This window comes from Salegentibacter maritimus (genome assembly GCF_016236975.1).
Classification (GTDB): Bacteria; Bacteroidota; Bacteroidia; order Flavobacteriales; family Flavobacteriaceae; genus Salegentibacter; species Salegentibacter maritimus.
On the sequence record NZ_JAEHNY010000003.1, the window covers coordinates 1 to 23,683 of the forward strand.

Here is a 23,683-nt window from a genome sequence, read left to right on the forward strand (position 1 = left end):
AATTAAGAGGAGTAAGAAATACCGAGTTCTTCCTATTTAGACTCGAAAAATTATTTGCTTAAAAAAGCAAAAACCCAGAAAATGGTCTTGATCCGCCATTAACCATCCTTATCGAATCCATAAACCCGTATCCTAACCATATTTACTCTTCTCCAAAAAAGGATCTATCAATTTAAGACTTAGACTGCCTGACATATTAGAATTGCGATACAATTTGGTAGGGAAGACTCAACTGCTTTAAACTATTAGCTATCAGCAAATTGTAATAAAAACTCATCGATCGATGAGCCAAATATGAGCCGCTTTTTCGACTAAAAATGCGTAAGCCTCTGATTTACAGAGGCTTACAGCGATTTAGTAGCGGGAACTGGACTCGAACCAGTGACCTTCGGGTTATGAGCTTGACACTTAGCATCATTAAAACAACACAAAACCCCTCATAATGAATTGTTTTAAAGCTATTTAATATTTTATAGATTAGAATAAAATCATCCAAAATCAAATTATTCTGTACTTATTCTGTACTAGTTTTTAGTATCTTTGTGTTATTCTAAAAAGGTTATTATGGCAAGTATCAAAATTGTATTGCGTAAAAATATGATGAAAAAGGATGGCACTATTCCTTTGGCTATAAGAATTAGTGAAAACTACAAGACAAATTATAAATGGCTTGGTCAATATGTTTTTGAAAAGGACTGGGACAAAGTTGCCGGAAAAGCTAAAAGAACCCACCCAAATCACAAAAAACTAAATAACTTCTTGATGAAGAAGTTAACAGAAGCGAACGATCTCTATTTTGATTCTAAAGATGATAGCATTACCCCCAAACAAGCTAAACAAAAACTGAAAGGGCCTGGAGGCTCTAAATCATTTTTTTTAGTTGCTGCTGAACGAGTTAAAAGTAAATATGACCGTGGAACTTTCTCAGTAGCCAAATCTGAACTATCTATATTATATAACATTGAAGAGTTTTTAACACTTAAATCCTCATCACCCAAAAAGAAGGTGATTGCAGATATACAACAAAGAAGAAAGGACAGGGTTAGCAAGTCTCGAAAAGGCCAATATTCTTTTATGGATGGTATTAATCATTTTAAGAAAAGTAAAACCTTAAAATTCCGGGATATAGATCAAGCGTTTATAGAGAAATATAAAACTTTTTGTTCAGTTTATCTCAATCAGAAAACGCGCACTATTACAAATCAATTAATTTTTATAAGAACCCTTTTTAATATTGCAATTAAAGATGGGATTGTTGCTCCTAAATTTTATCCGTTTGCAGGAGAAAAAGAAAAAATACGGATTGGTTCTGGCAACAAAATCGGTCTTACGATTAAGGAAATTGAAAAAATAGAATCATTGGAATTTGAACCTCAATCATCAATCTGGCATACGCATAATGTATGGTTGATTGCTTTTTACTTCGCTGGAATACGCATCTCTGATGTTGTAAAATTAAAATGGTCAGATTTTAACGATAATAGACTTTACTACATTATGAATAAAAATGAAAAGCCTTTAAGTCTTAAGATTCCGGATAAAGCCAATACCATATTAAATTATTACAGGAAGAAACAGGTAGAAAATAACGGATATGTCTTTCCTTTCTTAAAAGATGCCAACTCTAACAATGATGAGGATATTTTTAGAAAGACGAGAAATGCGACAAAACTCTTCAATAAATACCTTAAGCGTATAGCTAATCAATGTGGTATTGATAAGAATTTATCAAATCATATTGCTCGTCATAGCTTCGGAAACATAGCAGGAGACAAAATACACCCTTTGATGCTACAAAAACTTTACCGTCATAGCGATTTAAAAACGACACTAAATTACCAAGCTAATTTTATCCATAAGGATGCAGATGATGCTTTGGATAGTGTAATAAATTTTTGAATTCAAGAGCCTTCAGTGAGAATCAACGTTCTTAAGTTCTCTAAATTGTTTCTTTTTTCCGTTTGTAATGCAACTGTGCCAATCCAGTATCAAATGTTTTTGCACTTACAAACTCAAGTAGCTGCTCTGGCCTTCCGCCTTTAAATAATCGTGTCCCATTCCCTAATAATATTGGGATGACAGAAATAATAAGTTCGTCAATCAAGTCATTTTTTAAGAGTTCATTTATGATTTCAGCCCCACCATCACAATAAATATTTTTGCCTCTATATTTTTTTAGCTTTTGCACTAATTCAGTTAGATCTCCAGTATAGAACTTAATTTTCCCCACATCCGGTCTTTCCGTTCTTGTAATTACATAAACATCTCTTTCTCCATTATCATAATGAGAAGCACCGATTTCCTTTAATACATAATCATAGGTTTTTCTACCAATAATTAAGGTGTCTATAGTTTCTATAAATTTCGTATAACCATAATCTTCTCCTTCTTTTTCTACCAATTTCAAGAAGCTAAGATCATCATTTGGCTTGGCGATGTAACCATCCAAACTCATCGCAATAAAAAGTGATAATTTTCGCATACATACTGTCTTAAAGTTTCAACAAAACTAATATGATATTTCAATTAATTCTTTGGAAAAAAACGACAACTTAAATTTCTGATGGGGAAAATCCTGTATTTCTCTTGATTTCGTTGGTAAGATGGGAATGGTCATAAAAACCACACTCAAATGCTATATCCAACAAACTGCGTTTTTCCTTTGAATTCTTAAGTAAGGTTAAAGCCTTCTGAAAGCGAATAATGTTTGAATATGCTTTTGGCGAAATTCCAACATACTTTTTAAAATTTCGTTCTAATTGCCTTACTGTTGTATAATTACGTTTTGAAAGTTCATAAATACGCAATTGCCCATTTGAAGAATGAATATCATTGATTACTGATTGCAATGGATTCCCTTCATTAATTCTGTCACTATAAAATCGATTGAAATGATTAACTGGATCTTTTAAAATTTCATCTATATCAAAGGAAAAGGATTTTTCAAGCTCCACGGTACTGCCGGTCAGTTCATTTTGTGGTGCGTAATTATAGAAGTTAGCAAAAGTGGCAGGTTTTAGACAAACGCCTAGTAAATGCGTGTTATTATCAATAAAACTATCTTTGAAAGAAGTCATAGTGCCCACTACATACGTTTTTCCAAACTCCATAGCAACTGAACCATTATCTGTAAGACAGGTATCCCCCAAGTTCACTACTAAGCCTGCACATCCATCAGGAAAATTCCGTTCCCATTGTTTGTCATTCTCACCCCCTTTCAATTCCCAATAGGAATGAATAAAGCGCGCTAGCTTTTTATATGGTTTTATTTCTAGGTATTCCATTAATTATTATGATTCCAATTTCTTGCTATTCTAAATCCTAAATCGTCAATTCTAAATGAAAAAGGATGACTTCTTCTGCGGGTTGTTGCCATTACACTTCTTTTTTGGTCGCACCATCCTCCACCACGAAAAATACGATAGGATCCATAAATTGTTTCGTCATATATGTCCGTACACCATTCCCAAACATTTCCCAGCATATCATAAAGCCCCCATTCATTGGGTTGCTTTTGTCCAACATCTTGAGGTCGGTTCCTAGAATTATCTTTAAACCAAGCAATTTCATTTAATTCTCCGTACCTAATATCTTTACTACCTGCTTGACAAGCATATTGCCATTCAGCTTCTGTAGGTAATCGAAAACCTGTTGCATCTGAATTCAGGGTTATTTCTTCAATATCCAAGTCAATTGAATAACATTGGGTTTCCCAAAAAATTTCAGATAATTTATTACAAAAATTCACTGCTTCAATCCAGGAAACAGTTTCAACTGGTAATTTTTTCCCTTTGAATGTTGATGGGTTTTCTTTAACAATCGCCTGATAGAGCTCCTGTGTTACCGGAAATTTCGATAATTCGAATGAGACTATTTTAGCTAACCAAACTTCCTTAGTCCGGTCATCTCTCATTTCTACTGTTCCTGATGGAATGTTTACAAACAAGTCGTCAATCAATTTCTTATCTATATCTTTATTTATTGTTTTCAATGTTATTTTTGATTAAACCTATGCAGTTCTTTAGTATTACAATTTTGACTTTTAAGTAAATTCAAATTCTTTTCCGACACCTTTTTATGTTGATAACCTAAGTCGGCACAATATAAATCTACTGGTTTTAAGTATCACCACTCTTGTCGATACTAAAATTATTGGTTTATATTGCTTTTATAGGTGGGTTAATAAATTTATAGTAAGCCCGTTTGGATCTTTGACAAAAAAACGCCTAACACCCCAACTTTCATTCGCAATGGGATAAACAATTTCTATTCCTCGATTTTTGGCTTCCTCATACCACTGATCAATATCGGACAGCTCTATTGATAAAAATATTGCCGAATTATCTAAAGGCTTATTATTTTCATTTTTGAAAATCGATATTTGTGCGGTTTTGTTTTCTTTTGATACGAAAGTGAGTATCCACCCCATATCCATCGCTAAGTCCATTTTCAAAAATTCGGTATAGAACTGTTTACTTTTTTCTAAGTCATTTGAATAAATATTTGGGACTATCCTTCGCATATCTCATCTGTTTTTAATTGTAAGAATTTTCATTTCTCCTGCTTGATTCCATCCCTATTTCTTGTAAGTGCTTTGCTCCGTTCAGAAGGAGTGCTCTCCTAAAAATAACAAGGCTGCTTTGACGTAATTAATTTATCTTAAGCTTTTTATTATTGATTATTTTTTAAATATCTAACTTAAGGTTCATTCAAGAATTGATTTATCATACTCATCAATAGTTCGGGTTATTCTTTATTCACTTAATGGCCGCAAAAAGGGATATTTGCCAAATTTGAGTCATTGATTCTTTCTGATAATTCCAACGTATGTCTTTTTTCTACTAAAAAGTCTTTATCACCCCGCACAATTAAAGTCGGACAGGTGATCAAGTTTTCGGAAAACATATCATTTTTGAAATGTTTTTTGTACAAATCAACTGAGAACAATCATCTAAATCACAAACAGAAAATTATTTTGTCTTGAATTTTTGTTTAAATGTTCATCTTTTTCAGTTTTCACATACTACTTTCTTGGTTGTCCTAATTCAATTTTAATTCATCCAAAGCACAGTTTAGATCAATCCGCTTCTATCTTTTATAGCAGAATCGAACAAAATAGGTTGTCCGTGAATATGTCATTTAAATATGAACAAAATTTGTACATTGATCTATAATAAATTTTATTTGAAGGAATTAATTTCCTGAATAATTTCACCTTCCCCATTTAGCATTTTGAACAATGGATTTCCAATACTATCTACAGAGATAATTATTCTTGGTTTCTCATCTGGACCATTAATTACTAAACTTGAATTTCCATTAGTAGTCATTAAATTAATTCTATTTGTATTACTTCCTATTTTACCAGAAAGATCTTTATCATTAATTACAATACCCGACTTATACATATTTGTATTATTATTTTGCTGGGTTAAAAGCCCTATAGCATCTGCATTATCATAATCAAAGGCCAACGCATATGTCCCTGTATCTGGATTTTTAGAAATTGCTATCCCGCCACATTCGTCTCCTTTTTCATTATAAAAAATAATACCTGCTGGATTAAGAGCCCGTTTGTATTTTTTACCTAATAAAATGGGAGGTTCCATCCGTTCTTGATTTGAAATAACCATTCTATTTATCCCGTTATCATCAACGATATTTATCCTTTTTACAGTAATTTCTTCAAATTTCTGATCCAAAGTTTTAAAGGAATAAAATAATATTAAAAATGCTACTGTGACAATTCCTGCATAAAATCCGATTATTAATTGAGATATTTTTTTCATTGTTTTTAGAGGTTTGTTGTTAACTATGTATGGTTTTCTTTAGATTTAAACTAATTATTAATGGTTATTTAAAATGTTAATATAAGTCAATTCGCAGTCGATAACTTTTAGAATGCCAAAAGAGGCTTCAACTGTGCCCAGCTTGACACTTTTGAATCAATTTAATCAAGTAACTATCTACAGACCTCCAGCATTGTTTTTTCGTTTTTTAGAATTTATAAGCATAATAATGAGACCTACAAATGTTAATAATACCGCAACCAAGTATGGGGCTCCGGGAAAATAAATATCTGAATTTTCATTTTTTGTAAAATGTGTAAAAACCATTGTCAATAAGGGTGGCGCGATAATCGTTGATAAACCTAAAAGACTGCTTAAACTTCCCTGCAATTCACCTTGTTCGCTTTTTGATACTTGAGAAGATATAATACTCTGAAAGCCGGTTCGCTGTACACTCCCAATAACATTAATTACCATTGCCGGGAATAACAACCATTCAACATTTGAAAATGCTATGAGTAAGTAACCTGTGATTGAGAAGAGCAAACCAAATATGGTCATTTTATCATCTCCAAACCTTTGGGCTAATATCCCTACAAGCCAAGATTGAACAATAATCGAAAGTAAACCTAAAAACGCTAACGAATATCCTATTAATTCTACGCTCCAATTAAATTTTTCAATCGTAAAATATGCCCAAACGCTTGGCATACTATGCCCTGCAACTGCTACAAAGAACATTGCCACAATTAAAGTAATAATAGTTGGAAATTTACTTAAATGTTTAAATGCCCCAAAAGGGTTTGCTCGCTTTAACTCGAACTTTCTTCTATTTGAATTCTCCAAAGTGTCTGGAAACAAAAAATAACCGAAAATAAAATTCCCGAAACTTAAAATTGCTGCTGCAATAAAAGGGATATGCGTCCCGAATTGCCCGAGTAATCCACCGATTACCGGTCCGATTATTAGACCAGAACTATAGGCCGCATTTATATACCCAAAATTCTTGGTTCTGTCTTGGTCAGTACTTATATCAGCAATAGAAGCCGCTGCAACAGAATAACTTGCTCCTGATATCCCAGCAATTATTCGACCTATAAAAAGCCAGGTTATGTTTTGTGCGAATGCAAGAAATATATAATCAATTGTAAAACCGAAAAGTGATATTAGCAAAACCGATCTTCGGCCATACCTGTCACTCAAATTACCTAAAACAGGGGCAAAAATAAACTGCATCAACGCATATGCAAAAGTTAACCAACCTCCATAAGTTGCCGCTGTACTTATGTCTGTATTTACTAAATCCTCTATGAGTTGTGGCAAAACAGGATAGATAATCCCTAACCCCGTGGTATCTAAAGCTGTAACAATTAAGACAAATAATATAGATTTTCTTTGCGATGGTACCATTTAAAAATTGAACTGTTGTTCTTTTACTGTTTTTGAATTATTCTATAATTAACTGTTTTACAATATCCCCTTCTTTTTCATAATTAGTAAACTTTGGTTCGTTATTTTTATCAATTTAGATATTCTGTTTTCTATAAGTAATTGGTGATTTCCCCGTCCATTTTTTAAAAGCTTTTGCAAATCCACTTGTTTCGGCATATCCTAAAATATGTGCAATTTCTTTTACCGATGAGCTTCCGTTTTGGATATAATGTATTGCCAATGATTTCTTAACTTCTTCAACAATCTGAATATAAGACACCCCCTCTTCTTTCAATTTTCTTTGAAGTGTGCGGACACTCATATTAAAGTTTGATGCCACAAATTCTACCGATATTGAAAATAAATAGGAATTTGCCGTTAAAAAATTGAAAATGGCAGCAGAAAACTCCTTTTTTCCTTCATAACTATTTTCTTTACTTCCCACGTGCTTTAATAGTAGCTTCTGAAGATCATAATTTGCCGTTATGATTCTAGTATTAAGATATTTATTATCAAATTCCAGTAAATAGATTTCCTTTTTTTGAATAGGACAATTCAAAATTTCATCATATATAGGAAGATGTTCTGCTTTATAAGTTGGTATTTCTGCTTTAATAGGGTGGAGTGACTTTAAAAGCAGTCCATCTAACTCGTGAAGCGTAAAAGCCATAAGAAAATCTCCCATCTGATTAAATGTATTCGGATAGTTCTTGAACTTTTTATTTTTCTTTAGCACAATACTAAATGTTTCGCCATTATCTATTAGCTGCATAGAAAACATATCAGTAAAAAGATGAATGAGGGAAGCTGCTTGTAGAAGTGCATCCTTTACCGTATTACTTGTTTGTATTATTTGGCCTACTGCATCTAAAGCGGCTATTTGCATTGTTGCGCCAAAACGAAGACCTATTAATTCGTCTCTTGAATTTTGAATTAAATTTCTCCACAACAATTCAAGTTGATTATGATCTATAGAAAAGTCTTTCGCAGAAAATAAGTCCTGTACCTTAAAACCAGAAATTGACGCCAACTTCTCAATGTCAATATTTTGCTGCTCACAAAATAAAAGTAATGCTTGAAGAAAAATTCGTTTGTAATTCATAGTTCAAAGATAAAAATAAGTTGACAAAGAATTGTTATTATGGCGCAAAATGACAGCTAAGTGTCGCATAAGGATAATAATTCAAAAAAAGGAAGGATTTAACTTTGTAAAAAAATAATTAAATATGAAATTAAAGACCGTTTTACTCATTAACGCCCTCAGTTCAGGCGCAACAGGTATTTTATTAACATTTATACCTCAATTTTTTACTGATGTTTTCAAAGTAAAAGTTACAACCCCTTTCTTAGCGACTGGTATTTTCTTAATACTATTTTCCTCTTTTGTTTTTGTTTCAGCCCTTAGTAAACCTATTAAAATAAGTTGGGTGAGAGCGATTATTTTTATGGACAGTATTTGGGTGGTTGCAAGTATAATTTGTGTGGCAATACTTTATTCTTCAATAAGTAATTGGGGCTCATTTTTAATTATTGGTGTAGCCTTATGGGTTGGCTTAATGGCATATTTACAGAAGAAATACATAAAACAGATATAAATATGAATTCCGTAAAAAAGATAACAGAAGAATTCCTAGACTACTTAGGAAAAAGAGATTTAAATAATCTTATCAGCCTATTTTCTGAAAATATAGAATGGGAAATCCCCGGAAATGTGGAGAAGGTAGATTGGTTGGGAAAGAGAAGTTCAAAAGATGAAATAAAAAAAAATTTCGAGATGTTGTGGTCTGCTACAGAACCCTTATCTGTGAAGATAAATAAAATTTTTATAGAGGACGACGAAGCAGTAATTGCTGGTGCCTTTTTTACTAAGATGTTGAAGACAAATAAAAGAGTCGATTCTATATTTTTTATTCATATAGTCATAAAAAACCAGAAGATTATTAAATACACTCTATTGGAAGATAGCTATGCTGTTTCAGAAGCTTTAATGTAAAAATTAGAATGCAGTTTGTTGTGACAATTGAAATACAACATATACTTGATGATTGTAAGTTGGCGCTTGGCGAGGTTAACGATAAGAGCCTAAATGAATTTTCAAACGTCGAAAAAGGCATTAAAATAACCCGAAAATATTTACAAAAACTAAGAGTAGTATTGCGAAAAGGTAGTTTTAGTAATAAAGAAAATGAAATCCTATTTTTTAAAAAGCAAAAGCCTTTTATCTATGGGCAACTTAAATTCTATGCTAAACTATATAAGTATTTAATGCAAAAACCAAGAGGTACAGTTAAATCAAAGCGTAAATACCTCAATACTGAAATAGTTAAACTACAAGAATATTATTATCACAATAGCGAGTTCATTAAATATTACAGGCAGAATGCAACCTTTTTGGATGAGTTTTATTTTTTACGTGGTAATGACAACATCGGACTGCTATCTGATACGTCTCATTTTTATACGGATGCTGAATTTTCAACAAGCCACGACAATGCGGTTGCAAAAATCTTGGCATATGATTTACTGCTGAATCATTACACTAATGAACTAAATGACTTGAAAAAATCAAAAAGAAAAATTTCCAGCAATGAAAAATTATTGGAAAGCCTGAATCTCACTTGGACATCCAATAAAATTGATTTAATCGAACTTGTTTATTCGCTAATAGCATCTGGAGCAGTAAAAGGAGATATCAAAGATTTGGCTACCGCTTTTGAAAAGATTCTTGATATTGACTTAGGAAATTACTATCGTAGCTTTCTTGAAATACGTGGCCGTAAAGAGGATTTCGCTAGATTTTTGGACTTATTGAAAACAAGTCTCATCAAAAAAATCAGGGAAGCAGATGAGTAGTATAAAAGTAATAATCTTAACAGAACAAACACCCAAGTTGAACCCAACTTGGGTGTTCGCTTTAGTAATAAATCTTAAAGGATTCTAGATGGTATTTTCAGTTTTCAAGCTACCAAAATCAACCAAATAACACTAATAATCAATATGTTAAATCTTCGCCCAACTTGGGTGTAACTTGTGAATAAAACCCGATAAAACTCTTCAAATTCGTAGAACGAAAGTCAAATCAGGTAAAAGCTCACTATTCTAAGCTTTTCCATAAATCATTCTATTATGCCAACAAGTATTATTACCACAGACGATCTTCGAGAATTTAAAATGGAATTGCTCGATGACATCAAAAATCTTCTAACCAAACAATCTTCTGGAAAGATTAAGAGATATCTTAAATCTTCTGAGGTTATGGATCTACTCCAAATAAGTCCAGGAACACTTCAAAATTTACGAATTAACGGCACCCTTCCCTATACCAAAGTAGGCGGGATAATATATTATGATGTGGAAGAGATTCAAAATGTTATGGATACCAATCGTGTACAGCACGATTTAAATTCATAAGAGATGAACTACATAAAGTTATTGAATTCGGCTTTTTCAACATTCTATTTTGACGACCGTCTAAACCCTACTCACATTAGTCTGTATATGGCTCTGTTTCAGGAATGGAACAGCAGCCGTTTTGCAGATGAGTTTTTCGTGAACCGCAGGGATTTAATGCGATGTGCCAAAATAGGTTCAAAATCTACTTACCACCGGTGCGTTACTGATTTAGACACTTGGAATTACCTCACCTACTTTCCATCAAATAATCCATACAAAGGAAGTAAAATCAAGATGTCCATAATCGGGACAAGTGTTGAACCGGATACGGGACACTACAATCCCGAATTAGAACAGCTGGCGGAACAGCACCATCCCATACGTGAACCAGTAGTGAACCAGCACCGTCCCGTGAGTGGACAAGCATTGGTATCTAATATAAACAATACCAAACAGGTAAACATTAATAAACAGCCAAACAGCAGGCAGGCTGTATTAAATTTTTTTATTGAAAAAGATTTTAATGCTGAGGAAGGGAAAAAATTCTATGCACACTATGAAGCCAACGATTGGAGAACAAGCGATGGGAAAGCAATTAGAGATTGGCAGGCTTTAGCCCAAAATTGGATGGATAGAAACGAATTATTTGCCGAAGAAAGCAAGTCAAACAAAAAGGGAGCGTCCCAGAATCGGGACAACCTGCGAACTACTAAAAGTAAGGATTATGGACAACCCCTCTAAAATAACCGAAGGTGGCGTGGAATATTCGCTAGGTAAATTCGACGGCAAAACTGTACTATATGATTTTTCAAAAATTCTAATTTATCTGAATGCAAAGGGCAAACTGCTTTTTGGTCAGAAATTCAAGATTTATGATGAAGACAAAGATATTTTGCTAAAACTCTGTTCCTACTTCATCAAGGATAAAGAAAACTGCAAAAAATATGATATTGATGTTGACAAAGGAATTTTGCTTTCAGGACCCGTAGGCTGTGGAAAAACCAGTTTGATGAAATTGCTTCGCCATTTAGTTCCTTTACAGCGACCCTACGAAATGATTCCTTGCCGTAATGTAAGCTTTAGCTTCAATCATTTAGGTTTTAAAACTATCGAAGAATACGGTAATACGAAGTTTTTTTGTTTCGACGACATGGGAGTTGAACCTGCTGGAAGGTTTTATGGAAAAGATTTGAACGTTATGGGTGAAGTGCTTTTATCTCGCTATGATTTGTACTTGCAAACTAAACATAAAATAAAAACTCACGCTATCACAAACCTAAACGCTGATGAACTTGAAGAACGTTACGGCAACCGTGTTCGTAGTCGAATGCGTGAGCTATTTAATTTAATAGCTTTTGATGAGCGAACTGGGGATAAGAGGAAGTAAAATATTTTAAAATAGAGATTCCTAATATATATTATTTCGAATTCATTACATTTGTTAAAAAATAATTGGCAGCAGCAGAAAAAATAAAGGCACTATTACAGAGTTTTGGTGATGAAGATGACAACCGTTTTTACACCACAGCAATGCAGATTGCCGCTGCTGAAGCTAAGAAAGGTCATACAAAACTAGCTGAAGAACTTAAAGGACTTATTGAAAAAATCAAGTCCAAGCGAAAGTTAGATTCAGTTTCCAAAACAAGAATTCTTCCCGTCAACGAGGCTCAACGAGAGTTAAAAGACTTACTTGAAGTATACCGTCCGCATATAAAAACAAAGGATATGGTTTTGACCGAACAAGTGTCAGAAGCAATCAAACGTATTCTTTCCGAACAGCAGAAATTTGATCAACTTTTACAACACAATTTAGAACCAAGAAGGAAATTAATGCTTGTTGGACCACCGGGCTGTGGAAAAACAATGACAGCCAAGGCTATTGCTGGTGATTTAGAAGTACCTTTATTCATAATACGTTTGGATGGATTAATTTCAAGATATATGGGTGAATCAATCGCCAAACTCAAACTAATTTTTGACTCTATGTATCAACATAGGGCAGTTTATCTGTTTGACGAGTTTGATTCCATTGGTTCAAATCGCAGTTATGGTAATGATGTTGGGGAAATCAAGCGTGTTCTAAATAGCTTTCTAATGAATATTGAGCAAGACCAATCCAATAGTTTATTGATAGCAGCTACCAATATTCCTGAATCTCTTGATAAGGCACTCTTCCGAAGATTTGATGATATTATACAATATCCATTACCAAAAGATAAGGAAATTGCTGAACTCATTAAGGTTCAACTTAAAGGATACTCACTCACTAAAGGCAAAACTGTTAGTGCTCTTGCCAAAGAAGCCGTAGGCCTTAGTTTTGCAGATGTTTCTAATGCGTGTAAGGACGCTATTAAGGAAATGATTGTACACAATACAGACAAAGTATCTTCAACTACTCTTCTCAAATTTATTCAAAACAAAAAGACCCAATTTTAATTCATAAATGCCTAGAAATTTAGAACATATAATTCTTTCTGGGTATACATCTACCGAGTCCTATACAAGCCCAAGCACAGGGAGGGACAGAGTGACGCCAATTGGAAGAAATAGAAACACCCACGGTAATGCTTTACGCAACCAGCTTCAAATGGCTGAAATGGCGTTTAGGCAAAATATAGATACTGATTTTGTATATCTGGAGTTTATTTCTGAAAGAGATTGTCTTTTGGCTTTCGATAGCTTTGAAGATGGTAGAAGTGGCGACCATCGTTTTGTGTCGTCAAAATTGGAGAAAGTAATAATTGATGGTCAGGAACACGAACGCTATAGAGCTTGTGTCTTTTTAAACACTAATGGAATATCTAAATTCCTAAGAAAAATTGAAGCCTATCTAAATCCTGAGAAGGACAGTGATTCCGGAAATCCTAGACATACAAAGTTACTTAACAATATTGCTAATATACAACAAGCTACCTTAGCTAGTTTTTGGCAAGAAGATGAAATCGATTTTCCTGACTTGGATGAAGAAGTTTGGTGGGAAGTTTGGTTAAGACGGGACAATACTCAAGGCGACATCCGGGAAGATGAGGACGTGATAAATATGCTTGCGGATAATATTATTGTGGTTGCCGAACGTAGATTGTTATTCCCAGAACACATTGTTCGTATGATTCGATGTACCGCAAGAGAACTATCAACGACTCTGTTATATACTGATAAACTGGCAGAATTAAGAAAACCCAAAGAGGCTGCTGATTTTTTCACAGGATTAAATAATGATGATGCCAACAATTGGGTTGAAGACCTAAAAAATAGGACGCTCAATAGAACCACAGATGATTCCATAATTATCTGCTTATTGGACACGGGTGTAAATCGAGGTCACACATTGTTACAAGATTTTATTCCAGAAGAAAATTTGGATTCCGTGAACCCTGAATGGGGAAATGCCGACACACATTCCCACGGTCACGGAACACCAATGGCCGGAATTGCATTGTACGGCGATCTTACCGATTTATTGCAAGACACCTCAAATATTGAAATATTTCACCGTCTAGAATCTATCAAATTAATTCATCCCAATAATCCACATCAACCTGAATTATACGGTGCGGTAACAGAAGAAGCTATTTCCAGAGCCATAATTCTTAACCCGAACAATAAGCGAGTTCTTGCAATGGCTGTAACCGCTACTGATGGGCGTGATAAAGGTAAGCCATCGTCTTGGTCAAGCTCGGTAGATAAAATTGCGTTCGGTGAGGAGGGTACATCCGATGACAAATCGTTGTTTTGCGTTTCTAGCGGAAACACTGTTATATTTGATGTTTCTGAATATCCGCAAAAGAACTTTGAAGAATCTATACACGACCCTGCCCAAGCTTTCAATGCGCTTACCGTTGGTTCATTCACTCAAAAGACTATCATAGACCAAAGTCAATTTAATGGAGCAACCCCTTTAGTACCAGCTGGAGGAATGTCACCAAGCAACAGTACTTCTCTAATTTGGGAGAACAGTTGGGCTTTAAAGCCAGAACTGGTTATGGAAGGTGGCAATTATGGTATTCATAACGATGGTATCATTGACCCTGATTCTTTACGAATACTTTCCGTGGGAAAAAATTTTAGAACCGAACCACTTTACAGTTTTGGTGATACCAGTGGTGCTACAGCTTTGGCTTCAAGATATGCCGCGATGCTGACCTCGCAATATCCAACATTATGGCCTGAAACCATAAAAGGACTTCTTGTTCATTCAGCAGATTGGACAACCGAAATGCTTGGCAATAGGGCTATACAGGAATTAAACAAGACCGAGCAAATCAATTTATTAAGAACCTTTGGGTATGGTGTTCCCGATTTTCAAAAAGCTGTGAGAAGTGCAAATAATTCACTTACACTTATTGCGCAAGAATCTTTAAGTCCTTTTATACTTGATGACGGTACGGTTAAGACAAATCAAATGCATTTACACAATTTACCTTGGCCTGTTGATGTTCTAACCAGTTTATTTGATAGTGAAGTGACCCTTACGGCCACCTTATGCTATTTTATTGAACCAAATCCTGGCAACAAGCAATATAGCAAATCATACTATTACCAATCTCACGGTCTGCGTTTTAAAATGATTGATTCAGGAGAATCCATCGAACGTTTTCGGGAAAGGGTAAATCGCGAGGCAAGAATGGAGGATCAAAATGGCTCCTATTCCGGTGAAAGCTGGATTATTGGTAATAAAGTCAGAGACAAGGGCTCAGTTCACAAAGATATATGGAAAGGAACTGCTGCTGACTTAGCTACTAGAAATGTAGTCGCCATTTTTCCAGTTAATGGTTGGTGGCGTACCAGAAAGAAACTGTTACGATACAATAATCAAGTCAGGTACAGCTTAATACTATCCATTGAATCTCCCGACAGCACGATTGACCTTTATAATCCAGTGCTTAATCAAATTGACATTCTGATATAAGAAGTTATAATCTCAAAGGTCGTTTTTAAAATTTCTTTTAGGCTACTTAAGATTTTTTGAAATAATTCTTTCATTGCTTAATTGTTTTGTAATTGAAATAAATATGATATTTGCCACGAGTGTAATATTTTTAGAGTTTGCAAGATATTTTTCCTCATCCCAATTACTCAAAAACCCCAGTTCTACCAATACCGAAGGAAAATAACTAATCGTTTCCCGCAACACCTGAAAATCGGCAAACTTCACACCTCTACTTTCAAACCCTAATTTCTTTTTAAACTGGTTCTGTAATTGATAGGCAAACCAAGTAGAATTTTCGGAATACTTTGATATAGGGCTGGCCACATAAATTTCAACCCCTCTTGCATTCGGATTATGAGAATGATTACAATGCAGAGACACAAACAAACCTGCTTTAAGGGTGTGGGCAAGCTTAGTCCTATCCGATAAGGAAATTAGCGTATCACTATAACGGGTTAAGTAAATATCCAATGGTGTTTCTGACATCTTGTTAAGCCTTAAAATTTCCAAGCCAATATCCAATACCACATCTTTTTCTTTAATACCATTTATTCCGACAGTACCGGAATCTTTTCCGCCGTGGCCAACATCAATCACTATTCCTTTTTTTAATTCAGTTTCCTGCCCAAAAATGATGCAGATTTTTAGAAACAAAATCACAAAACAGACGTTTTTAAGCACTTTTTCCATTTTCACTTTTCGAGTTATTAACAACCGCTCTTCCAAATTCCATAGAATTTGATATTAAATAACAGCATCGAAATCCAAATTAAACTAAATAATATTTTATCCACAATAATTTGATTTACAGTATTTTAAACACAAATATATGTACTTTTCTCATAACGAAAACGAATCAAAAATTTAAACCGTTCCGTTATGAAAAAATCAATTTACCTAGCGACCTGTCTTTCGCTTCTCTCAAGTTCTCTTTTTGCACAAATTGGCGGCATTGAAGATTCTGTTGATGATGTTTCGAATACCATTAGAACTATTTTCCCCATAATCCTGGGAGTAATTTTCTTAATCGGCTTTCTTTTTAATGCTGGTCACTTTTTTGGAGAGAATGCAGATCTAAAAAAAGGAATTACCCGTGTGCTTGTCTTTGTCCTTATTGCGGGTGCAGTAGTGGGTATTTTCACATACCTAATCGGAATCGTAGTATAATGAAACGGTTCGAGGTCTATAAAAACATCAGGAAAAGGGCAGTCATTTTTGGATTGCCTATATCCCTGTTTGCGGTGATGATGATTTCCATAATTACTTCTTTATTGGTCATTATCTTCTCGTTTAGTTTTGGAGTGATCATTGGCGTATTGGTTCTCAATTCAGTCTTATATATCGCCTTGACCCGAGTCACAAACAATCCACAGCTATTCCAAATGGCGAAAACTTTCCCAAAAAGCATCAGTAATAAACGAAATTCCGGTCTCGATTATGAATAAGATTAACCTTTCTACCTATCAACCCCTTGCGGACATTCAGGACAATATCCTATTTGCCAATAATGGTAATGTGGTTTTATGCTATGAAGGAAATCTACCTGAAATCTATTCATTGTCGGAAAAAGACTTTGAAGATATGCACGGTGCCTGGTTTCAAGCATTAAAATCGTTGCCCATCGGAACAGTAGTTCATAAACAGGATCTCTACCTTAGAAAGTCCTATACCTCTGAACAGCTTTCCAATAAAACATTTTTGGAAAAGGCCACACACGATCATTTTAAAGGCCGCGAGTATATTGACCACAAATGCTATCTCTTTTTCACCCTGACCAAAAATAAAGCGCTGAACAATCCTAAATATGTCAATCCTTTCCGCAAGGTTTCAAAGGGTATCATACAAGAATTGGATGATAATGTACAGCGTTTTATAAACGCCGTAAGTGATTCAGTTTCCTTTATCAATAATAGTCGGAAAATGAAATTTCTCCCACTTGACGCTAAAGAAATTCAAACGATAACCAAGGGATATTTCAATGGCTTCAATGAAAGTTTTGACACCGATATCATACTGGACAAGAAAAACGTCAATATAGGCGAAAACTATTTTGATGCCCTTGCCATCAACAGCGAACTGTGCTTTGGCGAAAGTGTACAGAGTAGCAAAACCAATGATAAATTCACTTCTGACGATTTTGTATTTCATCAAGGGTTTATTGATGGTTTAGGGCTTACGCTAAATGAGAATCATATTATCAACCAAATCTTATACTTGGATGACAAACACAAGTGGCGCAAGTTACTTGATAAGAAAGTCGAAGAGCTCAACAAGAGTTCTAATTTCGGTTCGCAAAACAAAGTGGTTCTTGGAAAAATTCAGCACATTCTGGATCAGATAAATGTCGATGACAATGCCCGGATTATACGCGGACACTTAAACATCATTTTCTGGGATAAAAATGTTGCGAACCTTAGCCGTATCAGCTCTAAAATTAAAACGGAGTTTAAAGAATTGGACATTATTCCCTATTACCCAAGGGGTGAGGAACGGAAGAATTATATTCTGAACAGCTACTGCTGTTTTTCTTCTAATTTTTCGAATAACGATTTGTATGTAACGGACCTGAAACACGCACTCTGTCTGTTCATTAACAACAGTAACTATAAATCGGATACTACTGGAATTATTTTTAACGATAGGGAACATAATATTCCTGTTCTTAAAGATGTCTGGGACGAGCAAAAAAAGCGCATCAAGGCACGAAATTTTGCCATTTTCGCCCCGACAGGTGAAGGGAAATCTTTTTTGGCTAATAACATCCTGCGCCAATATTTTGAGAGTGGTGTGCGCTTGGTCATTATCGATTTGGGTGGTTCGTATACCAAATTTGCCAAACTTTATCCTGATGAGTACACCGTACTCCGCTACGAAAGCGGAAAAAACTTGGGCATCAATCCATTTTACATTAGCGATACCAATGACCTGACACCGGAACGCCTTGAAGATTTGTCGGTATTTCTCTTTGAACTGTTTGCTTCTGATTTAAAGGTGACCAAGGCACAATCGGTTTCCGTAAAAAAGATATTACGCCATTATTACCATAGTGTTTTAGAAAATCACTCGCTGGATGGTTTTTACAACTTTATTGAAAGCAATCAGAAAGACCTTCTTGACACCCTTAAAATCCATCCTGACTACTTCAATATTACCAGCTTTTTACACGTAATGTCGGAGTATGTTGGCGATGGTCTATATAGTTTCCTTTTTGAAGTTAGTGAAGACCAGACATACAAAATCGAGGATAAGCGCCTTATTGTTTTTGAACTGGACGAAGTAAAGGATAATAAAGAAATCCTGTCCGTAATGTTGAAGCTGATCAAATCGGCCATTCAACGAACCATCTGGAAGAATCGTGCTGAAAAAGGAATCATCCTGTTCGATGAGTTCGCCAAGCAACTGAAGTTTGACGATGTACTCGAAAGTGTCGAGTTCTACTATCAAGCAATCCGGAAACAAAATGGTGCGATTGGTATCATTCTACAATCCATTAATCAACTTCCGAACAATTCCACTTCCGCAAGTATTCTCGAAAACACACAGGTCATTTATAGCCTGAACAATGAAAAAGGTTATGACGAACTGGTCAGGCGGCTCAACCTTTCTAGTCACGATTTGAATCAATTAAAATCCATCAAGAATAACCTTTCCGGATCACGCAAGTACACCGAAATGTTTATCAAAATCGGAAAGGAAAGTAACATTTTCCGGCTGGAAGTCCCGAAGGAAGTATATGCCGCTTACTTGACCGATGGACAGGAAAATGAGGCCATAATGGCCATTTATAAAAAGACACAAGATATGGAAATGGCTATAAAAGAATTCACCTCTAAAACATAATATTATGAAGACAAAAATTTTAATCGTTGCAACAGTAATCATCCTTTTCTTGCCTACCCGCGCTGCGTGCCAAGGGATGCCCGTTTATGACAATACCAACTTTGTAAGCTTGGTAAAATCACTTGTTGAGTCTGCAAAACAGACTTCCAATCTTGTAAAGACCGTAAAATTTCTGAAAACCCAAAAGGAAAACCTTGAAAAGGTCAATAATGTCGTGAAGCAATTAAAAGCAGTGCAAGAAATAGGACAAAACAATCAGCGGCTCATCAATGTGATGCAAAATGACCTTCAGGATATTTTAAACTCTCCCTATATCAAACCCGATGAGATTAACCGGGTCACGGAATCCTTCAACAGCATTATAGATAATTCTTTGGAAACAATGGATTTTATTGACCAGGTATTGTCCAGCGATTACCTAAAAATGAGTGACGCCGATCGCGCTGAAATCCTAAAGCAAAAAGAAATGGAATCGAAGGAAATGGTCTCCAACATAAGGGTGAAAACCAAACGTTACCGGGAGATTATTTCCTTTCGGAAAATGCAGGATAAAATCAATAACAGGGAAACAGGATATTGATTATGAATGCGGTAATTATTTTAGGAATTGGTCTTGAATATGTGGACACCGTTTTTCAGACCATTCAAAACAGTGATTTTTCCCAATATACCATTGGCGGAATGAAAACCCTTGCGGTACTTTTCTTCCTGATTAATATTCTAAAAAAATATAATGAGGGCGTAGCTGATAAAGATGGCTATACTTGGGGATTGAGCCCGGCGGAACTCGCCAAGAATTTTGCGGTTGTCGTCTTAGTTATTTTTTCCACACAAGTATTGGGCTTTTTTGATAGTATTCTTGTTTCCATCGAAGGACAATATAGAGACACAGCTCCCGCTTTGCTCCCCTTGCAGATGCAAGATATTCCTATTGAAGAAGATGTAAATCTAATAGATGCTGCTAAAAATGCAATGACATTGCTTTATGAAGCCTTAGTCACCCCATTATATGGTTTCAAGTTAATCGCTTTTATTGGAGGTGTTATTTTATGGATTCTTGATTTATTTATCTATCCATTATTCTTGGCTGAACGCTTTTTCCTTCTCGGAATAATGCAGGCGTTTTTCCCATTGGTTATCAGCTTGGCCGTTTTTGAAAAATTCCGCTCACTGGCGTATACATTTTTTAAACTTTATGCCGCGGTTTATATGTTAGTGCCTGCTTTCTTTCTGGTGAATGTTTTTGTCAATGCGCTCTATACCGAGATCAATACTAGTTTTTGGACCAACCTATTTGGTTCAGATGTCAGCCAGGGAATATTCGCCCCTGTGGTACAACTCGGGTCAATTGGGTTCATTGTTTTTCTGAAGTTCAAATTGTACCGCCGTGCGACTTCCTTTACGCTTAGATTATTTACCAATTAATTAATGCTCAATGAAAACATATTATAAAAATATCTATACTGTCTTGAAAATTAACCGGTTCATCGTTTTGGCTTTGATCGTGTGCAGCTTGCTTTCCAATATTTTTGCTTTATGGATGGCATTCTCAACCCATAAAAAGGCCCTGAACAATGCTTTTGCCATCAACACCGATGGCAGTATCATCCCTTTAAAGCTTGTTACCCAAAAAGAAAATTTTAAAGTAGAGGCCTTGGCGCATTTACAACTCTTCCATAATTATTTCTACAATATTGATGCAAGCAATTATGAAAAGAATTTAGAAAAAGCACTGTGGCTGGGCAATAGTACTGTGGATAATTTATATCGCCAAAAAAAGGCAGATGGTGTTTACAATCGACTTTTGCAATATTCCCTAGTTCAAAAAGTATTGAGTATCGATTCGAAAATCGAAGAAAAAAACGGGGCTTATACCTTCAGGACGGTTACCATTTTTGAGATCAACCGGGGATCGATCATCGACACCTATCAATTGGTCTCCACCGGAAACCTGATTACCGTAGACCGAAACTTCCCCAACAATCCGCACGGATTACTCATCACCGATTACTTCGAAAAGTCGCTTAAAAAACTAAACGATGAAAACCGATAATGGGTATTTAAAAAACCAATGATTATGAAGATAGAAAAAAATAAAATAGTTTTTGCGGCAGTACTCGCCGTAGTAGTCATTTTCCTGATCTCCTATTCTATTATGGTAATGGGCGATGATAAAAGTGAAGATACAAACCTAAAAGAAACATCGGTTCCTGCACTGGAAGAAGACCAAAAGGAATATGATTCCAAACTGGATGCCATCAACGACCTAAAAGAAGTACGTGAAACCAATGCCCCCAGCATCTATGACGAAAAACTGATTGATTCCCTTGGTTTTTACGATGAGGACTTCGCCGAAAATGAAAAAGAACGTATTGTGGATAGTATCTACTCCGCAGGGAAAATCAAGTATTCCAAACAAAATTATCAGCATATTGGTGATAGGAAAGCTTCTCCCAAGGTTGAAAAGGTTGTGGACTCTGCAGAAATAAAAGCGGAACAAAAAATTGCTGCTAAAGAAATGGGACTGGAACATCAGTTGTTCTTTGCCTCAGATCCGAAAGAAAGTGATATTTCAGTTTCCGGTAGTACCGATGCCTTGATTTATGCAGTTGTGGATGGCGACCAAGTGGTCAAAGCCAATTCCCGTTTACGGATGCGCTTGACCAAAGCCGCTACCATTAACAGCAAACAGATTCCAAAAAACACCCCTATCTACGGTTTTATTAGTTTTCAGCCCAACCGGGTTTTAATAGAAATCGAAAATATCAAGAATCATCCAACCAAATTAAAAGCCTTCGATCTTCAAGACGGAAACGAAGGGGTTTATGTAGAAAACAACTTTCGCGCCCAGGTTTCAACTGAGGTTATCGGTGATATGGTGGATGATATCAATATTGCCGGTGTGCCACAAGTAGGTGGTTTTAAAAAGATATTCCAGCGCAATAACCGCAATATTAAGGTCACCGTGCTTAACAATTACAGGCTCATCCTTAAACCTAAATTATAGACTCAAAACATTAAACCTATTCTTATGAAAAATTTTATTCTTATCTCAATATTCCTGTTTGGTACAATTCTTACTACAGCACAAACATCTTTTCGACTTGATACCATTTATGCGAATGATCAAAAAAATGTAGCATTGTTCTTCCCAGAACCTATCCGCCAAGGAATAACAGGATCTGAAAACTTTGTCTTTACCTATAACCGTGACAAAGGACAATATTTCGGATTGCTCCAGGCAAAGCCCGGAAAAGAAAGCAATCTTTTGGTAGTCAACAAAAATGGTTCTGTTTTTTCGTATATTGTAAAGTATAGGAAAAAGCTGGATCGGCTGAATTATTTTATACCAACGTCTAAAAGCATCGGTAATGAAAAACCTATTGTTGCTGATTCAACTACTATTGTTAAACGTGAAGACACAATAGATAACAGAACCTATTATTACAATGAATTTTGTTCTTATCTAAATAATCGAAAACAACGGATTGGGCGACTCAAAAAAAGGAACGAAGGCGTCATATTAAGTGTTGAAAATATTGTTTTTGACAAGGAGGAACTTTATTTCGTAATTCAGGTTGAAAACAAATCTTCATTGGATTATGACCTCAACTTCCTGAAATTATCGGTTGAGACAAGAAAAAAGGGCAAAAAGAAGTCTTTACAACGACTTTATCAAGAACCAGTTTTTAAATATAATTTGCCCTCAAAAGTAAAAGAAAACGAAACAGTGAGGTTGGTTTACATATTGCCAAAATTCTCAATAGGAAATGATCGCAGGGCAGTTATAGAGCTCAATGAGAAGAACGGGGAACGGAACCTAAAATTAAAGGTCTCGCATAGATTCATCAATAATCCAAATTAACATTGTTATGAAAAAAATAGCAGTTTTTTCTTTAGTAGTATTATTTCTCTCTTGTGCCGGAAAACAAGATTTATCACCTTCAGAAACCGCCAAAATCGTAGCTGACAGCTTTTATCACGGTGATAAGACAACTTTAAAGGAATATACTACAAAATCCGGGTATGCAAATCTTTCCAGTATACAAGAAATGTTTACCGAGGATAAAAATTCTGAATCTCATTTTAAGGTCGTGGATGAACAAAAAGAAGGTGAGATAACCTGGATTAAGTATTCAACATCCTACGACCCCAAACCTGGTATCTTTAAATTGGTCAAGGAAGATGGTCAATGGAATGTTACCCATAATGGACCGAAGGATAGAGGGCCGTTTTAATATTTTAACAAAAATTTTTAATTATAGCCTGATTTTGAATATTTTAGTGGTTTTTAACTAGA

The 23,683-nt window shown here is 35.2% G+C and carries 27 protein-coding genes; 17 read left to right on the forward strand and 10 right to left on the reverse strand.

What is annotated here, in order from left to right; genetic code table 11:
• The first annotated feature begins 564 nt into the window (after positions 1–564).
• Positions 565–1,899 (forward strand): tyrosine-type recombinase/integrase, encoded by a 1,335-nt coding sequence (locus tag I6U50_RS03655; protein WP_198637891.1) that lies wholly within the window; start codon positions 565–567, stop codon positions 1,897–1,899.
• 40 nt (positions 1,900–1,939) lie between these two features.
• Here the strand turns inward: I6U50_RS03655 and I6U50_RS03660 are convergent, their stop codons facing one another.
• From I6U50_RS03660 to I6U50_RS03695, 8 genes are all read right to left on the reverse strand, one after another.
• Positions 1,940–2,482, reverse strand: a complete 543-nt coding sequence (locus tag I6U50_RS03660; RefSeq protein WP_198637892.1) for a dihydrofolate reductase family protein — start codon at positions 2,480–2,482, stop codon at positions 1,940–1,942.
• Positions 2,483–2,552: 70 nt separating this feature from the next.
• Positions 2,553–3,284, reverse strand: a complete 732-nt coding sequence (locus I6U50_RS03665) for a helix-turn-helix transcriptional regulator (RefSeq protein WP_198637893.1) — start codon at positions 3,282–3,284, stop codon at positions 2,553–2,555.
• On the reverse strand, positions 3,284–3,991 hold the full coding sequence (locus tag I6U50_RS03670) for a formylglycine-generating enzyme family protein (protein WP_232805871.1): 708 nt from the start codon (positions 3,989–3,991) through the stop codon (positions 3,284–3,286). The genes I6U50_RS03665 and I6U50_RS03670 overlap by 1 nt, the downstream gene beginning before the upstream one ends.
• 177 nt (positions 3,992–4,168) lie before the next feature.
• Complete coding sequence (locus I6U50_RS03675) at positions 4,169–4,522, reverse strand: VOC family protein (RefSeq protein WP_198637894.1); 354 nt, start codon at positions 4,520–4,522, stop codon at positions 4,169–4,171.
• Positions 4,523–4,761: 239 nt separating this feature from the next.
• Positions 4,762–4,905, reverse strand: coding sequence for an alpha/beta fold hydrolase (locus I6U50_RS16145; RefSeq protein WP_198637895.1), 144 nt, complete (start codon positions 4,903–4,905; stop codon positions 4,762–4,764).
• 275 nt (positions 4,906–5,180) lie between these two features.
• The gene (locus I6U50_RS03685) at positions 5,181–5,789 is read right to left on the reverse strand and encodes a hypothetical protein (RefSeq protein ID WP_198637896.1); all 609 of its coding nucleotides are present in this window, start codon (positions 5,787–5,789) and stop codon (positions 5,181–5,183) included.
• Positions 5,790–5,966: 177 nt separating this feature from the next.
• Positions 5,967–7,199 carry a TCR/Tet family MFS transporter gene (locus tag I6U50_RS03690; RefSeq protein WP_198637897.1) on the reverse strand — a complete coding sequence of 411 codons (1,233 nt, stop codon included), beginning with the start codon at positions 7,197–7,199 and terminating at the stop codon, positions 5,967–5,969.
• 115 nt (positions 7,200–7,314) lie between these two features.
• Positions 7,315–8,322, reverse strand: a complete 1,008-nt coding sequence (locus I6U50_RS03695) for an AraC family transcriptional regulator (protein ID WP_198637898.1) — start codon at positions 8,320–8,322, stop codon at positions 7,315–7,317.
• A gap of 124 nt (positions 8,323–8,446) precedes the next feature.
• On the opposite strand from I6U50_RS03695, the gene I6U50_RS03700 reads away from it, so the two are divergent.
• The 8 genes from I6U50_RS03700 to I6U50_RS03735 all read left to right on the forward strand — a co-directional run bounded on the left by I6U50_RS03700 (position 8,447) and on the right by I6U50_RS03735 (position 15,522).
• Positions 8,447–8,815 carry a hypothetical protein gene (locus I6U50_RS03700; protein WP_198637899.1) on the forward strand — a complete coding sequence of 123 codons (369 nt, stop codon included), beginning with the start codon at positions 8,447–8,449 and terminating at the stop codon, positions 8,813–8,815.
• A gap of 2 nt (positions 8,816–8,817) precedes the next feature.
• On the forward strand, positions 8,818–9,213 hold the full coding sequence (locus tag I6U50_RS03705; protein WP_198637900.1) for a nuclear transport factor 2 family protein: 396 nt from the start codon (positions 8,818–8,820) through the stop codon (positions 9,211–9,213).
• An 8-nt stretch (positions 9,214–9,221) separates the two neighbouring features.
• A complete protein-coding gene (locus tag I6U50_RS03710; RefSeq protein ID WP_232805872.1) occupies positions 9,222–10,073 on the forward strand; it encodes an RteC domain-containing protein in 852 nt (283 codons plus the stop codon).
• A 273-nt stretch (positions 10,074–10,346) separates the two neighbouring features.
• On the forward strand, positions 10,347–10,631 hold the full coding sequence (locus I6U50_RS03715) for a helix-turn-helix domain-containing protein (protein WP_198637901.1): 285 nt from the start codon (positions 10,347–10,349) through the stop codon (positions 10,629–10,631).
• A gap of 3 nt (positions 10,632–10,634) precedes the next feature.
• Positions 10,635–11,354, forward strand: a complete 720-nt coding sequence (locus I6U50_RS03720) for a hypothetical protein (RefSeq protein WP_198637902.1) — start codon at positions 10,635–10,637, stop codon at positions 11,352–11,354.
• Positions 11,338–12,000 carry a P-loop NTPase family protein gene (locus I6U50_RS03725; protein WP_198637903.1) on the forward strand — a complete coding sequence of 221 codons (663 nt, stop codon included), beginning with the start codon at positions 11,338–11,340 and terminating at the stop codon, positions 11,998–12,000. Before I6U50_RS03720 ends, I6U50_RS03725 begins: the two co-directional genes overlap by 17 nt.
• A gap of 65 nt (positions 12,001–12,065) precedes the next feature.
• A complete protein-coding gene (locus I6U50_RS03730) occupies positions 12,066–13,049 on the forward strand; it encodes an AAA family ATPase (RefSeq protein WP_198637904.1) in 984 nt (327 codons plus the stop codon).
• A gap of 151 nt (positions 13,050–13,200) precedes the next feature.
• Complete coding sequence (locus tag I6U50_RS03735) at positions 13,201–15,522, forward strand: S8 family peptidase (RefSeq protein ID WP_198637905.1); 2,322 nt, start codon at positions 13,201–13,203, stop codon at positions 15,520–15,522.
• Between the two features lie 42 nt (positions 15,523–15,564).
• On the opposite strand, the gene I6U50_RS03740 is transcribed toward I6U50_RS03735, so the two are convergent.
• Positions 15,565–16,233 carry an N-acetylmuramoyl-L-alanine amidase family protein gene (locus I6U50_RS03740; protein WP_198637906.1) on the reverse strand — a complete coding sequence of 223 codons (669 nt, stop codon included), beginning with the start codon at positions 16,231–16,233 and terminating at the stop codon, positions 15,565–15,567.
• Positions 16,234–16,422: 189 nt separating this feature from the next.
• Between I6U50_RS03740 and I6U50_RS03745 the strand changes: the two genes are divergently transcribed.
• A complete protein-coding gene (locus I6U50_RS03745; protein ID WP_150546526.1) occupies positions 16,423–16,710 on the forward strand; it encodes a hypothetical protein in 288 nt (95 codons plus the stop codon).
• Positions 16,711–16,726: 16 nt separating this feature from the next.
• Here the strand turns inward: I6U50_RS03745 and I6U50_RS16065 are convergent, their stop codons facing one another.
• Entirely contained in the window at positions 16,727–16,870 is a 144-nt protein-coding gene (locus I6U50_RS16065) for a hypothetical protein (protein ID WP_198637907.1), read from the reverse strand.
• 110 nt (positions 16,871–16,980) lie between these two features.
• Here I6U50_RS16065 and I6U50_RS03755 point away from each other — a divergent pair, with 110 nt between their 5' ends.
• The 7 genes from I6U50_RS03755 to I6U50_RS03785 are packed head-to-tail and all read left to right on the forward strand — an operon-like array spanning position 16,981 to position 23,621.
• Positions 16,981–19,383 carry a TraG family conjugative transposon ATPase gene (locus tag I6U50_RS03755; RefSeq protein WP_198637908.1) on the forward strand — a complete coding sequence of 801 codons (2,403 nt, stop codon included), beginning with the start codon at positions 16,981–16,983 and terminating at the stop codon, positions 19,381–19,383.
• A 4-nt stretch (positions 19,384–19,387) separates the two neighbouring features.
• Positions 19,388–19,963 (forward strand): conjugal transfer protein, encoded by a 576-nt coding sequence (locus I6U50_RS03760; RefSeq protein ID WP_198637909.1) that lies wholly within the window; start codon positions 19,388–19,390, stop codon positions 19,961–19,963.
• Positions 19,964–19,965: 2 nt separating this feature from the next.
• Positions 19,966–20,808 carry a hypothetical protein gene (locus I6U50_RS03765; RefSeq protein ID WP_198637910.1) on the forward strand — a complete coding sequence of 281 codons (843 nt, stop codon included), beginning with the start codon at positions 19,966–19,968 and terminating at the stop codon, positions 20,806–20,808.
• Positions 20,809–20,818: 10 nt separating this feature from the next.
• Positions 20,819–21,436: a conjugal transfer protein TraK gene (locus tag I6U50_RS03770; protein WP_198637911.1), complete on the forward strand. Its 618-nt coding sequence runs from the start codon at positions 20,819–20,821 to the stop codon at positions 21,434–21,436.
• A 24-nt stretch (positions 21,437–21,460) separates the two neighbouring features.
• On the forward strand, positions 21,461–22,390 hold the full coding sequence (traM, locus tag I6U50_RS03775) for a conjugative transposon protein TraM (protein ID WP_198637912.1): 930 nt from the start codon (positions 21,461–21,463) through the stop codon (positions 22,388–22,390).
• Between the two features lie 24 nt (positions 22,391–22,414).
• Positions 22,415–23,248, forward strand: coding sequence for a DUF4138 domain-containing protein (locus I6U50_RS03780; protein ID WP_198637913.1), 834 nt, complete (start codon positions 22,415–22,417; stop codon positions 23,246–23,248).
• Positions 23,249–23,255: 7 nt separating this feature from the next.
• Positions 23,256–23,621, forward strand: coding sequence for a hypothetical protein (locus I6U50_RS03785; RefSeq protein ID WP_198637914.1), 366 nt, complete (start codon positions 23,256–23,258; stop codon positions 23,619–23,621).
• Positions 23,622–23,683: the final 62 nt, after the last annotated feature.